We start from the raw sequence: 14,546 nt of genomic DNA, 5'->3' as shown, positions 1-14,546 counted from the left end.
TGAAATTGGATCTACCAAGACACGATGGTATGAAAAACACAGACCCTTTAACGTTGATTGACTCAGCCTCAACCCATCAGGCTCTGGTCAACTTAAAAGACGCATTAAACAAAGCACTGTTCCAATCTGAGTTAGCTTTACAGTCATCTTTAGAAGCTAATCAAACGCTGATCGATCCTTACCCTGTCATCCCGCTTCGCATTCTGACTGAAGGCATACGAGCTGCTAACTATCATCATACCGGATACACAGCAGATATGTTTTTAAGCCCTTATGCTGATGAGTCTCCCACCGTTTACTACCGCTTATGCGTCCATACAAAACAATTGCTATCGGATATCGAAAAATACATAGAACAAAGTTCACCAATGGCTAAATAGTCAGCTGTAAGTTGTATAACCCTGTGAAATTTCATTCCGGGACTACTTTTATGAACACTCAAACATTTTCGCCTAGCAATCGACCAATTCAGAAACCACAAAACAACAATGCGCCATCAAGTGCGAATCTACATTCGGTCCCTGTAAATCAACAAAGATCGGCGCACCCCGAGCAACCTCAAAACAACCAAGCGTTTTCTAAAGCTACACCACCAGCGAATAACCCGCAAAATGCAGGACTAAAGCCGAACCCATTTAAAGCAAATAACCAAGAACCTGATCCGAATTCAATGCGCCAAATACGAGCTCATAGTTATAAGGTTCATGGCGGTAAAGCTGCTTTGGAAGTGAAGCCTGACGAAAAATTAAAGTCTAGCCAACAGGGTATTGTTGATGAAAATGGCGAACAAAATATTTTCTATACCATTCGTTTAGAAGCTGCCATTAGTAATAATTCAGGTGACCGCTCTTTCAATTGGAAAGATAAGGTCGCGATTCAACTCACAGACATCGAACTGCCATTGTTCATCGGGGTATGTTTCGGCTTTTACGAAAAGATTTATTTCGGTAATCATGGTGTGGGAGGTGAGAAATCATCGAAATTCTTTGGCGTAGAGCACCAAGGTTCAAAAGTCTTTTTTCAAGTAGGTCAGAAAGACAAACCGATCAGAGCCGTACCAGTCAATCTGCCACAAAGCATGCATATTGGATTAATGGCCCTAGAGATTTACTGCAAAAATTTCCCGGGAATAGATTCCAATACTGTTCTGAACTCAATTTCCAATATGTGTGGAATGTACATTTCACAAAACAGAAAGGAGATAAGAGATAAAGCATAATATCGACTGTCTAAACGCACAAAAGCTCCACATTGGAGCTTCTGCGGAAGTAGTAATAACAATCGGTCACTTACCTTCACGAGTCTGAATGGGTGATCTTAAACGTTTTATCAAACACGCTGACCATCACGACGTTATCATGTTGATACACGTACATCGCGTTCCCAGGTAGTTCTTTCTTCCCCTTATATTCAAGCAACCTTGTGTGCTTGTATGACCCTTTAGTTGTCAAATCAAATAGCACAACGCCTATTCGTTCACCTGAACTTGTCTTTGTTTTAGTAAAACCGAGAACGTAGGGTTTGTTATCTATGGAAATGGCCGTGTCGATATACAGTTCATCAAATTGATTTGTCACCCCATGTGGAAACGTTTGAGTTTTCCATTCGCGCCGTCCTTCATACCCTTCTTTGTAAATGGGAGCTTCGATGTAGTGAAATGAGTTGGGTTGTCCAGATGACGCAATGACTGTCACCTTTTCTCCACTCGTTACTACGGTTGCGTTGTCTTTATGCTCGGCTAAGAAGGCATAGTCGTACCCACTTAACCTTGAGTAGTCCATCGCGGCGTGCCTGATGACATACAAGGACTCCTTCCCATGATTGAGGCTCATCAATACGTATCGACTGGATATACGCTTAGGGTCGGTCAAATGAACTTCACCATCGATGATAGGCGCTTCGTATGACTTGCGATTGAATTCATTCAATGACAGTGGTGTTGCTGCCTTGAAATATTCACTCTCATTTTCATGTCCATGCACGGCGCCATAATTAGTTTTCATTGGTGGACAATACGCAGCATTTTCCGGCTCGCTCGAACAACCTGCAATGATGAAGACACTCGCAATTAGACCATAAAGGGGGTAACGGGATTTATTCATTGTATCGTCCTTTTTGATAACACTCAGAGCATTGTATTTAGACGGTCTTCATCTTTTCTCAAATAGAGAGGCGATTTTTACTTATTAATTAAGTTTCTTTTGCTAAACAACCAATCTTTCTGGTGTATACTAATTTTGAACGAGTGAATGACATAAGTTTATTCTTAGTTCCTCCATACAAATCCGACTGGAAGGGGTTCCAGAAGGTCAATCCTTGGATTGAAGTCTTGCAGGAGAGGTCTTGCGAGCACAAGTCTCTTGGAAGGGGTTTCAAGAGCGAGAATGGGCTCATTACGAGCCCTTTTCTTTTTTTTAAAGCACCATCGTCAATCAATCACCGTAATTTCTTCCTTTATTTGAATTCCTGTTAAGTCACTCTTGATAACATCAATCTAATTCAGTTTGATTTAAATAGGTCAAGTATGAAATTTCGATTATGTTTTCTTTCAATTTGTCTTACCGCTTCTGGGTTAGCGCATTCAGCAATCGAGGGTTTCGAGTTTACCGATACACTCGGCATATCCAAGCTTGTAAAAACGAACACTGCCGAATCCACGTTAATTAATAACGTCGGCCAATTAGGGGTTCATGTTAGTGCGGGATTAGATCGTCGCATCCGAGTCAATATTCTTCAGAACGGCGTTGCTGTGACCAACAGTACGGGTGGCGTGATCACGGTCAATGATTCACAGTCTCCATTCAATAGTGAGTATTTCGGTTCATTACTTAACGTCTCTATTCCCTCAGAAGGCAGTTTTACCGTTCAGGCGCAAACGCTGTCACTAGATGGAGAGGTGGTTAATTCAGAAACCACGAACATCATTAGGGATGTCACGCCACCAGCCTCTGATGATATGTCAGTAAAATACATGTATGGCGGCTATGTAAACTCAATGCTGCCTGCCGGAAGCTGGTATTTATCAGCTCAAATGGGTTCCTATACCTCAACCATCGTTGAAGTCAAAAATGTCTCCGATACATCGGGCATTGATAACATTGAGATGGAAACCTTCACCTTCGACGCCGAAGACAATCGTATTCCATATAAATCGAACAGCCTTGCCTACACTGAGTCAAAACTATCTGCTGAAATAAACCTTTCAGCGAACTCTACTCTATTCCCAGTTGGTAATGCGATTGATCGATTCCAAACGCGAACAAAGATTTCGGACAAGGCCGGTAATGTCACCTATACCGCCTATCAAGATGTGTATTGGGACTCGTTACGAACGGACACACTAGAGGCTGTTGGTGTCTTGGTTCCAGGGAGTAGCAATGTAATTGGCGGATTAACCGGGTTTCAACCTTATGTGCGCGACATGTCGGTAGATACCAATCCCGTAACGGTCTTATACCGTGTAGCAGATTGGAATTTTCGCGATGATTCTGGGAGCTTCGACAATGCAGGGGGAATCTGGGCTTCTGGAGCTAACGCCGTATACACAGACAGAGGTGACGGGTTTATATATTTTGTCGATACCTCACCCGCTGGAGCCATCGGTATATCATGGCGAAACCAAGCGCATTACCGGAATGTGACTGGGCCAAGTCTTTATAGTGTAACACTCTCAGATAGCGCCCGACAAACTCCTGTCCCGAGATATGGGCAATACTATTATTCGGATACACAAGATTGGGGGTCATGGAGTCGACGTGTGTACAATGATGAACTGCCAGTACAGATCGAACGCATACGACTTTTTGTAAATGCTAGAAGTTATCCTCAAATTGCCTATCACGCAGGGCATTCATGTTCGGTTCCGGCAGGGCAAGATGTATGTGATGTTATCCTAAGCTCACCTTGGACAATGACAGCTGGTGGATCGGCTTATTATCACAGTAGCTTCACTGTACGTAGTGAAGACCAGACTTTATCAAGTAACCCTACATACCCTGTTGGGTCGTACAATGATAAATATTACCCATCGATAGAGAAGACTGCCTTTAACGAAGACACGAAGATATTGTCTGTGCAAGTCGAGTTACCATGCCATACGTGTTATCAAAACCGAATCTACATGGACAGATATGAACTGCAAGATGCCAATGGCAACAAACTCAATGTCGGGCGATTTAACTCAACGGTCAATAGCACAACGTTTGAAGGTCAATACGATTTAACGGAGTTACCAGAAGGTACTCATGAGGTGTATGTGTATGCCCGAGAGCGGCACGGTCCAGATGCGCGTAAACATGCCGTTACTTACGTGAGTGACAAGACCGCTCCCTCAATCATCATGGGTTATGATGGAGGTGCCTTACCAGAACAAGTGACCGACTTGAGAAAGGTGACGTTCAACGTTTCTGACGTCTCAAACATCAATGACATTAGAGTCTCTTTACAGGGGTCACGTTATGACATTGATTATCAACTGGGTTACTCCCTTCTTGACGAGTCAGCTAACAGCCAAACCTATCAACTTGAGTTGCCTAAGCTGTTCCCTACGCTTGATGAAAATGAAATCTACTCGTTGTCCGTCAGTGCTTCCGACGAATTTAATAATTCAAACTCGAAAATCACGAGTTTCAGTTACAAACCTGAGAACCTAATAGTCATGAACGCCATAGATTATTTGGCTTCGCAGTCGAACACACCCTTGTACTTATCAGATGGCACACCAATGGCGATCATCTTGACTGAACGAGCACTCACGCTCGAAAACAGTATGTTGGCCACGGGTGACCAGCAGGGCGAAATCACTAACAATGCCTCCTCGGACTTCCCTATTCGAATTCAAACTAAAAATGGTTGGATTGAAGTCGCACCGGGAGAAACGAAGGAAATCGTTATCGACTTAGGTAATGGTGACCCCCTGTATGTTGAAGTCTATCCGGTTTCAGATAACAACAATGGGCAAGCCGATTTTCTGTTTAATTTGCCGCAACTCAGTTCAGCGTATATCGATTGAGGTACTGGTGCGTCCAGAGCAGTACGTTCGTAATAAAAAGGAGCTTTACGCTCCTTTGATTATTTAACTAATAGCAAATGTACATGCAACGAGCGTATAATCGTCTTTTGCGCCTTTCCGTTCAATACGACGTAATAAGCTGTTAGATAATTTTGTGACATTTTTCATGGTGTTCGGTGAGAATCTAGGGGTTTCCTCCCAGTACGCATGTGCGCCATCACTCATCAGATAAATAGTTAAATTCTGTAGGTCATCAACGTAATCAGAAACTTTAAAGCTAAAAAACTCAGGTTTCATTGGTACAACTTGAGATATAGCTGTTGTGATTAGGTTTTTCCCTGTTGCGTTTTTCAATTGGGCCTTCGTATATAACTTCTGATCGATCAACATTTGATGCTGAGTATGATCTTTAGTTAGTTGGACCAACTTGTTTCCTTGCTTTACGTAAGCTCGACAATCGCCAATATGACCAAAGCATGAACAGGGGCGGTAAAGGCGCGTGAGAATATCTAATCGCTTCGCCCTGTTAATCGTCAGTAAATAGTACTGAGGGACGGTATAGAGAACATAAATTGAGCCGTACCTTCCATTCGCTCAGACGGAAACACTTCAACTTCAAAGAGGTCACCTGCAGGCCCAAGATCTACCATCACCGCTTTGGTTTCGCCTGGTAACACATTCACAATACCCGTATCCGCCACAATCGAGATAGCGAAGTCCGAATCCTTACGGTTACTGATTTCCGCTGTTTGTGGACCAGTTGCACGTTGCCCACCTTCCATTGTAAGTGGATCTTCGGTGTAAATTCGAGCCAGTGCATTTGATGAAACATCATACAAAGCTTGGTTTGCAGGTACGTAAGGTTGTGCCTCAACAACAATCAGGTTATCTGGCTCATATCCAAAGGATATTTCTTTGTTTTGTACGTTCTTCTGCTCATCTTCAGCGGTAATAATTAGCTTGTACCTTTCTCCTTCCTCATAATTCGTGGGGAATATTTTGGGCTTCGCTACACGAAACAACCCATCACCATGAGATAGCACCGCCAGATAGACATTCTCTTCAGCATCAGATCCCAACAGTTGTACACTAGTCGGCACAGCCTCACTGAAATCTTCCAAATGGATTTCAAGATCACGTATATCACTCAACACCTCGGGTAATGCTTCGCCTGAATACATAACCTGTATCTTGGGCTTCACAGTATCAATCGTGAACGTTTCAACGCGGTTGGTTTCGTTGCCATACGAGTCAATGACTTTAAATACAAAAGGCACATTCATTTCAACATCTAGAGCAGACACATCGAAGCTGAAATCGTATGTCTGCAAGTCGATCTGATTTGTATGAGAGACAGGGATGTCTTGTGGACCGGCTCCAATGTTGGCCGTTGCCGAAATGGAGCTATATCGCCACATGGAAGACCGCCAATCAAAAACAGTATCGGCATCATACGTTTGCATCGTAATTTTTTGTGCGGCTCGATCATAATGAATAGAGCGAATGGCAATTGGATTGAAGTCCCAATATGTATATAAGTAACCGCCGTGAATGTTCATCGAGCCGTCTTCTTTAGCGGTATAGATAGAATATGGGCTATAACCGCGCCCTGTGTCGTAAATATAGTTCGTACTGATGTCGCATGATGTCGCGCCGGGGTTCACGTAGCATGAGCCGCCAGCGGTTATGGTGAGCTTTTGTCGATAACTACGTGGCTCAACGAATACTCGCACGGCATTGATTGTATAGGGAACATTCGTTTTCGGTCTGTCATTGGTGATCCACTCACTTGATAAATTGGTTTTGTGCCACACCCCCGTAAATTTCGGTGCCATATCAACCCCCGCAGCGAGGTTGAAATTCAAATCACGATATCGATAAGTCGAACAGTAATGACCCGATTCCGTATAAAAATGGAAGTAGCTGTACATTTGAGGGTAGTTAATGGTCGGCTGGTAATACGCATACGTAGAGTCTGTGTTGCTGACCATATGATTGAGTTTCTTCCAACCATAAGGGGAGTCATTAGTAGCAAATTGTGAGAGTAAGCGGCCATATCTAATCGAGACTGGGTTGCTGTATATCGTCATACCTGAGTAGTACGATTCCCAAACGCCAGATTGCGCGTTACGTACTTCAATCTTATTGGAGCTGGTGTCTGGGCAAGTAAAGTCCATATGTGACGATCGAGCAAGGGTACTTACATTACCTGATGTATCATAAACATCGATTCCAAATTGGTAATATCCGGGCGCAGGGACAAGTCCCGCACCAGTGGTGGCCGCGATAGACCCCGCCACAATCACGGTTTTTCTTTCTAGATTATATTCAACGTCTTTGTATTTCTTGGAACCATCTGGTTGCTTAACCCAATATCTGGCTCGTGAGATGCCGTTGTTGTCACTAATGTCACTCACTTCAAGCTGCTTCGTTGTCCCTGTGTTCCCAAAATTATCGATGTGACCATAATATGCATTGAGAATGTGAACGAACTGCCCACTGATCACCGGCTTAATCGTGTCTTGCACAAATGTATAAGATTCCGTTGAGACGACTGCATTGGATAAATCTAGGTATTCCACAACAACGGTGTACTCCCCTTCGTTTTGAGGCACCTTGCTGAGAACCACTTCCTTACCGTAGAAATCCTTGCCGTCTATGTTCAGTCGATCATGGATATTTATGACAGCGGTCAACTGACTTTCAACTAGACCTGAACCATGTTGCAGTCGAACCTGAATTTTTCTATCCAAACCAGATGAAATCTTAAGGGTCAGCGTGTCTCTTATGTTGACCATGTTCAATTCACGGCCATCGACGCTTTTAGGGTTGCCACTCGTATCGGTAAATGAAACTTGTTCTAGCGCAGCCGAAGCGATTGGAACATTCGTTAGCCCTAAAATCATTGTCATTAAGGAGAGCTTTAGTGTGGTCTTCATTTTCTCTGTACCTTTCAAAGTCAGCCATGCGGTCTATGGTCGAAACAAAGGCATCGGCCATCTCACCGATGTTATCTTCTGTGGTACATAGAAATTCCAATTAATGGCATGATTTTCAGTGATTGTTTTACGTAACTGAAGGTAAAGGGAGAAGATTGGCTACCGCGCTAGGCTTGGTTAAATGAATGACAAGAAAGACCAACGCCGTCAGTCTCGCCATTCATTTTCGAGGTAGAGAAGGTGTATTGTACGTTTAACTTAATCGGATGGGCTTCGAGATCAGTCAGTGTCAGTCGTCGTACTGGTAACGGGCTTTGACCCAGTAGTTTGTGAGTCTATAGGCTTACGCTCAAACTTTAGGATAAACATAAAGACATTAATTCCGACAATGACAGACAGTACTACAGGAATATATTCCATCTCCATCGTTGTCAGTATGGAAGATTGACCAAGTACTTTACTCAATATGAAAAAAACTATACTTCGATATCACTCGACTTGGATTGCTGCGGCAGAAGTCGGAGAAATAACATGGGAAACAGCAAGCATGTTGATAGAGGCTTTTGATTTGGGGGTTTGCGAAACGGAAGAAATTCTACGTAACGGTGTGGTTCATTCACCTTCTATTGCAGAACAGGCGATTGAGATAAAAAATGATACATTTCAGTATCTTGAGAACATAGGAAAGCCCATCAAATTTCCACCAGCAAGACTACACAATGAACGTTGTGATGAGGTCGTTATTGAAATCTCTGAAACGGTTAATTTCAAAGCTAGGAACCGCAACAAACAATTGAAAATCGAAGTATAACTAACAAGGGGGCGCTCTTTGTTGTTCAATGAACACGAAGGATTGGTGGTATACCAAATAGAATGAATGCCAGCTGATGTTGAGCTGGCAGGGGGATTACAGGTCGTTGAACTTCAACCCTTCCTCTAGAAAATATTCCATGAAATTGTTATCAAAAAGCTTTGAGAATTTACCTTTCGCCTTATCTGTGTGGCAAGGATTTGCTACACCAAGTAAAAGGATTTCGTCTTCATTTTCCCAATGACTAGAATACACAATGCAAGTGTCACTCGTTCTATCGAATTGACGTCGTGCTCGATTCCATTTGCCTTGTTTGGCGCTGTCAAACCATGGACTGCTCGGGTCCCACAAGTGGATATGCCCCAACCCTGCATCTTCAGCGTCTGTCGGATAGGCTAGACTTGCAACACGGCCAAGATATTGAACCGATAGATCATCGTCGTAACTTAAGTGAAGGGAGATATCTTTGCACAAAGCTTCAACGTCATTGAAACCTTGTGCTTTGATTTCTTGTTCAAATCGAGGGGATGGGGTGACGTTTTTCATGCGTTCCCCTAGTGATAATTAGAGACAGTCGCTTGTGTCGCCGCTTTGAGTTTTGCAACTTTATCAGAAGTCATCTCAAAGCTAGTCTCATATTTACCAATCGAAGCCACTTGGAGTTGGCGTTCGATCGACATTAAATCACCAACGGCACGGCGTAGCTTCGCTGTAGCCTTACGAATTTGTTTTGCTGTTTCAACCGCTGGTTGCTCATACGCCGTTGCACGACGACTTAGGCTTTCGTGTTGCGCTTTAAGAATCATCTCAAAACCACGGATATAACCGTCTGCGACCACCAGCTCATCGATAGTTACTTTATCAAAATAGCTCTCAGGTACATCTGATTGCTCAATCTCACTGTAAACTTCTCTAAGCTGTTTAGTTTGAGTGTTGAGTTTTGCAATAATAGACACAGCCATTTCTAAGCTTTCAGCCGAAACTTGGCGTTGGTTATCTTTACACTCAATTGCCTCTAGACGAAGATCCATAGCTTTAGCAACAGTATCGCCTATTGACGTACTGGCATTGCCACCGAGCGCAGCAAGAATACTTGCACTCATAATTAGCCTCTTCTTCATTGTGACCTCAAAAACATTATAGGAGTAATTATAGAGAGGTGATAAACCTAGCTCATTTCACGGGACGGGAATTATCCATGTCCAAAGCCAGATTACAACCATTCAATATTGCTAACAATCAGCCCATAATGATTAATATCACACCACTCATGCCCATATGTTGCGCAGGTAGCGTTTAGTGCAACAATTGCAATAATGACATCGCAGATTTAACCCAAACCATCATTACGCTTTAGGAAGCGATTCAGAGCGGTTCTAGGGATAGTTTAGGGAAAATCAAAGGGATATCGTCTTAAAGCAAGTCTAACATTATACAATAAGTGTGATTAGGATCACACTTTACCGTTAACCTTCTTCAATGTCTCTGAATTTCTGTGAGTGTTTTGTAAATTCGTTTGAGTGGCTGGTGGCACATAAAAGTTTCCAAAATAGCGATGGAACCTCGCCATTAAATGGGCGCTAAATCTATTTAAACGATGTCGTTATAGTTTCAATCCCTTAATCAGCTTACCAACTGCGTCAGCATTGGCCACGAAGAGACTGCACTGCTCTGAAAAAGATAAACCAATTTTTTTGTACAGTTTTTGGGAGACAGTGGCATCGCAATGCTGGCGAATGATCAATTGCTGTATGCCGATAACTGCGGCTATATAGGTATGAGGATTGTCCGTCATCCAGCGTCTTAGCGTATTCACAGGCACAGCAAACCCACTTAGACGCTCAACCTTATTGGGAATACCTAAAAGACGGTGAATTTCGTGGTGATTAGAGATTGATAAACTGATCGCTTGTTGTTGGACGGCTTCATACGTTTCCGGTTGGAATAAGATTGCGGAACAAGCGGTATCAAACAACATCGCTTTTTCTGGGGCAGTCTTACACCAATTTTTGAGGCGTGAAATCGAAATATGACCGACGTTCGCTACCAAGGCGATATCATTTTCCATTTGATAGCTAGACATGTCCCAGAACCTCTTGTTTCGATTGGTAAGCAAGCATGCTTTCTAGAGCGTTCGATTTCTTTGCAGCCCGCTTGACCGGCTTGGCTGTTGGCTTAGTCTCCAACACTCTCTCCAACACCAGATTATCATTCACAATGACTGGCACTTCGAGTGACGGTGCTACAGGCTTGTTTGTAGGAGCGGTTGATAAGTTTGCACAATAGGTAAGACGGGTTGAGAGATCGACTTTAGACACCGCTTTGCTCTTCAAGGTCGCGCTCTCAACTGAAATGCTATGTGCTAAGTCAGTATACCACTCGGTTGCATTGTGCATTTTCTCAAGCTGCTTTTCTAGCATCAACTTGAGATTCGTTAGATTAGGTCGTAGGTGAGACGCTGACGGTTCAAATAACGCACCAGCTGACTGTGGATGATATTGAGTAATCGCTAGTTTATACATCTCAAGGTGATGATCGCGGTTTTGTGTTTCGTCTACACCTGACTTCTCTGCGATTTCAATTTTATCGCGTATTGACTGAACCGCTTGAACCATCGGCTGCCACTTTTGAACAACTCCTATGGCAGTTTTACTCAGTTCGCTCATTGCTTTTTCTGTAACAGTAGCAAGGCGTGTTAGAAAAGACGCATCCACACAAAGATGGTTCCTTTGCGATGGGGTCAGCGCCATGCGTTGCAATTCATTAAATGAAGACAGCGCATCTTGATTGAGCAGTAACCATGCTTTGTATGCCGCTGCCCTTTGAGTGTGACTAATCTCGTGAGTATTAAACTGGACGTTAAATATCGATGTAGATAACGTATCAAACCCTTCTTCCACATATTGGTGAGCAAGATTAAACAACTGTTGAACCTGAAGCAGTGACTCTTGATGTGGCGTTCCCGCATGCAAAGCCGCCTTTACCTGCTTCCTTTGCTTATTTCTTAGTTCACGCACAACACGAAGTACACCCACTTTATCCATCCTGTGTTGCTTCATGGTAATAGCCCAAGGCTGTTTTTGGATTTCCTCAACAGACATTGATTGATAGTCCAAAGCTCCAATTTCTGCGAACAATTGAGTGCGCTTGAGCAGTTCACGGTACTTGGCAATATACGATGGTGACACCACCACCCCGCCCATCGAATTAAGCATCTCAGCGGGACACGTTGATATGAACTTTCTTACCGGCTCACGATGACGGAGCGCACGATTTAAATGTGAATCATGTATCTCCAACGTCTTCTCAAACCCGCCAAGTCTCTTAAACATCTCTATAGACTGTTCGGTGACGGCGATTTTTGCACCATCCACCAGCTCTCCATGGCAGTTAATGAGTTCAGTTTGAACACTGACTTCTTTTTCATATGCATACCCAAAGTCAACGTTAAGGCCATTTAACTTATTGGCATGGGCAAGATGTAAGCGCGAATCTACTGACAATGGATAGAATTTAACGCGGGTATTCGATTTCGTAAGCTTACCATTTTGAGTTCGTACTACTCGCTTTGTGAAATGGGCTTTGGCTGACACCTTTCTCGGTTTCTCGTTATACGCCACACCTAGCACGGCACTCTTTAAATACGGGATAGCCTGAGTAAGTAAAGTCGGTTTCTTTGAAGGAAACTCAGAAGCGAGGGCTTTTGATACAAATTGCTGGGCAGATAGTAAGCTTACGAATTCACGGTGGACTAATTTATCGGAGATCGCTTCCATTACATTGTTGATGCGATTAGTGGCCAGCTCAGTGAAGGCGGTAGATAGATACTCTGACTCAAAAGACTTCGATACCAATTTTCCGTCAATGCGTACCTTCCCCATTTCGGGCGTACCAAAGGTAACAGACCCGATATCGACCAGATGCACTTCACCTTTGATGTTTGCACTCACCTGATACTGGCCATCGTCAACTTGCGTGTCATTGAATGAATGTGAAACCGACATTTCCACTTTGACTGTTGTGCTGTGTTCGGGTTTGAGTTCAAGCGTGCAGTTGTTGAAGCCTGCTTCGTTAGTGATATCCGAGGTATCAATCGGACGTCGCCAATACGACAGCAGCGCACGGTGGTTGGCCACATAATGGTTCGGTTCCTCTTTTTTGAACACAGGCATCATTACTGCTTCAGGGAGAGGATATTGCGGGTCAACTAACTTGATGGTCTTCCCCGTTTCCGCTTCCCACTCTGCATTGGTTTTCGGAAACGGAATCCATGACTCAGGTCTTAAGTGAAGATCACGCCAGATAGCAAGTGGTCTAAACGGAAGGCTTGCTATACCGTCAATGCCCCATCGGTAGCTTAGGTATACAGCGTGTCGTTCAGAAAAGAGGTTGATTTGTGCTTTCACCGCTTGGGCTTTATACATGGCCAAATAGCCGCGTCTCGCTTTCGCGTTCAATGTCACATCATTTTGGATTTCTATGATGCCGGGATGTGTGTGCTCTTTGCCTTCGGCCACAAGTTGACGAAATTCTGCAGCCCTTTGCTGTGAAAGAATTGATAATTGGGCAAAAAGTCTGACTAACTTCTCCAAGTAGCGCGGCTTTAAGACGTTGGGTTGAAGCGCAATTCTGCCATAGCCTACACTGTCATATCCTTTGGCATGTAGAGCACGAGCTCTCATGTTCGCAGATAAGCGGAACATGTAATCACGCAAACGTAAGGCTTCCTCTTGACCGAGGATATTCCATCGGTCTTGTTTAGCCAAACTTGTTTGAGTTTTATCAATGCTGCCAACTTGAGTACAGATCAAGCACCCATATCGAGCTTTACCTGAACACCCAGCACCATGTTTTTGTCCGACTGAAATCTCACATGCTTCTTGCGCGGCATTTCCATAGATGGCCAACAACAAAGCAAAGTCGGGCATGAATGCAGGAATAGCATTTTGAATACCAGGGAGGTTCTTCGTCAAAGGCTTCTTTCCGGCTAACTCTAAGGCCGTGAAGACTTCATCCGTTAACCAATCGCGGATAGGTGCGTACTGGTACAGTTGGAATTTACTGACATCAGTTTGTTCCACCAGCTCCGCCTTGAGTGCATCGATGGTCTTGTTTGCAGTACCCTGCTTCTTCATATTACGAGTACGACGAGTGCTTTCATCTTTTACGCGTGAGCCCGAAAAAGAGATAACCGGTGATGACGCGTACTGCTCCATGCCTTCCATACCTTCAAATCGATTCAACATGGTTTTAATGTACTTCTCGGAAGGGATCAGCTTCAAAATTACAGTGCAGTCGCCGGACATAGACGCATTCTGAATCACTTTTTGTGCCGACAAGTAACGATTGGCGTACTCTTCATGAAAGTCAGGAGCCACACCATCATAGAAAAGGTTAATGCCACACTCCTTCGCATAGGCTTTCAAGAACGGAGCCGCATACTCGCTGTACATCTGCATAGGCAATGCTTCTGCACCAGGATTAACGGTGCTTATCATCAGTGGACGTGAGGGTTCGATTTTTCCTTCCGCAATGCTCTGTTTGTAAGCTTCAATCAAGCACAGTGCGACCAATGTGCTGTCTTTCCCCATACTTAAGCCTTCATGACAAATATACTTCTCATCAGCTTCGATCAGGCTACGCGTTTCTCTCACCGTGTCATTGAAGCGATCAATAATCCCCATATGCAGGGCATACAATTGACTGCTTAATGCGTCTTGTGCTGTCGATACTAATAAAGTCATGTCCGATTCCCTAAGTCATCTTGAATACCTTAACTATAACG

11 protein-coding genes are annotated in these 14,546 nt (G+C 43.7%); 4 read left to right on the top strand and 7 right to left on the bottom strand.

Annotated features, from left to right (window positions below; translation table 11 throughout):
• The first annotated feature begins 29 nt into the window (after positions 1–29).
• On the top strand, positions 30–380 hold the full coding sequence (locus AB4507_RS00225) for a hypothetical protein (protein WP_261901432.1): 351 nt from the start codon (positions 30–32) through the stop codon (positions 378–380).
• Positions 381–430: 50 nt separating this feature from the next.
• Entirely contained in the window at positions 431–1,219 is a 789-nt protein-coding gene (locus tag AB4507_RS00220; protein WP_372127959.1) for a hypothetical protein, read from the top strand.
• A gap of 76 nt (positions 1,220–1,295) precedes the next feature.
• Here the strand turns inward: AB4507_RS00220 and AB4507_RS00215 are convergent, their stop codons facing one another.
• Entirely contained in the window at positions 1,296–2,102 is an 807-nt protein-coding gene (locus AB4507_RS00215) for a hypothetical protein (RefSeq protein WP_372050663.1), read from the bottom strand.
• A 422-nt stretch (positions 2,103–2,524) separates the two neighbouring features.
• Between AB4507_RS00215 and AB4507_RS00210 the strand changes: the two genes are divergently transcribed.
• Positions 2,525–5,011: an Ig-like domain-containing protein gene (locus tag AB4507_RS00210; protein ID WP_372157307.1), complete on the top strand. Its 2,487-nt coding sequence runs from the start codon at positions 2,525–2,527 to the stop codon at positions 5,009–5,011.
• Positions 5,012–5,074: 63 nt separating this feature from the next.
• Here AB4507_RS00210 and AB4507_RS00205 read toward each other — a convergent pair whose 3' ends face one another.
• Both AB4507_RS00205 and AB4507_RS00200 read right to left on the bottom strand, forming a co-directional pair.
• Positions 5,075–5,437 (bottom strand): hypothetical protein, encoded by a 363-nt coding sequence (locus AB4507_RS00205; protein ID WP_372157305.1) that lies wholly within the window; start codon positions 5,435–5,437, stop codon positions 5,075–5,077.
• A gap of 107 nt (positions 5,438–5,544) precedes the next feature.
• Positions 5,545–7,950: an Ig-like domain-containing protein gene (locus tag AB4507_RS00200; protein WP_372157303.1), complete on the bottom strand. Its 2,406-nt coding sequence runs from the start codon at positions 7,948–7,950 to the stop codon at positions 5,545–5,547.
• Positions 7,951–8,416: 466 nt separating this feature from the next.
• Between AB4507_RS00200 and AB4507_RS00195 the strand changes: the two genes are divergently transcribed.
• A complete protein-coding gene (locus AB4507_RS00195) occupies positions 8,417–8,761 on the top strand; it encodes a hypothetical protein (protein WP_136987070.1) in 345 nt (114 codons plus the stop codon).
• A gap of 96 nt (positions 8,762–8,857) precedes the next feature.
• Here AB4507_RS00195 and AB4507_RS00190 read toward each other — a convergent pair whose 3' ends face one another.
• The 4 genes from AB4507_RS00190 to AB4507_RS00175 all read right to left on the bottom strand — a co-directional run bounded on the left by AB4507_RS00190 (position 8,858) and on the right by AB4507_RS00175 (position 14,505).
• The gene (locus AB4507_RS00190) at positions 8,858–9,307 is read right to left on the bottom strand and encodes a type II toxin-antitoxin system YafO family toxin (protein ID WP_372042043.1); all 450 of its coding nucleotides are present in this window, start codon (positions 9,305–9,307) and stop codon (positions 8,858–8,860) included.
• Between the two features lie 8 nt (positions 9,308–9,315).
• The gene (locus tag AB4507_RS00185) at positions 9,316–9,864 is read right to left on the bottom strand and encodes a hypothetical protein (RefSeq protein WP_372157301.1); all 549 of its coding nucleotides are present in this window, start codon (positions 9,862–9,864) and stop codon (positions 9,316–9,318) included.
• A 500-nt stretch (positions 9,865–10,364) separates the two neighbouring features.
• Complete coding sequence (locus AB4507_RS00180) at positions 10,365–10,844, bottom strand: hypothetical protein (protein ID WP_372128590.1); 480 nt, start codon at positions 10,842–10,844, stop codon at positions 10,365–10,367.
• Entirely contained in the window at positions 10,837–14,505 is a 3,669-nt protein-coding gene (locus AB4507_RS00175; RefSeq protein ID WP_372157299.1) for a hypothetical protein, read from the bottom strand. The genes AB4507_RS00180 and AB4507_RS00175 overlap by 8 nt, the downstream gene beginning before the upstream one ends.
• Positions 14,506–14,546: the final 41 nt, after the last annotated feature.

It is taken from the genome of Vibrio sp. 10N.222.54.A3 (assembly GCF_041474095.1).
GTDB classification, from domain to species: Bacteria; Pseudomonadota; Gammaproteobacteria; order Enterobacterales; family Vibrionaceae; genus Vibrio; species Vibrio crassostreae_C.
The sequence above is the reverse complement of the archived record's forward strand: the minus strand, read 5'-3'. Positions and strand labels throughout refer to the sequence as shown.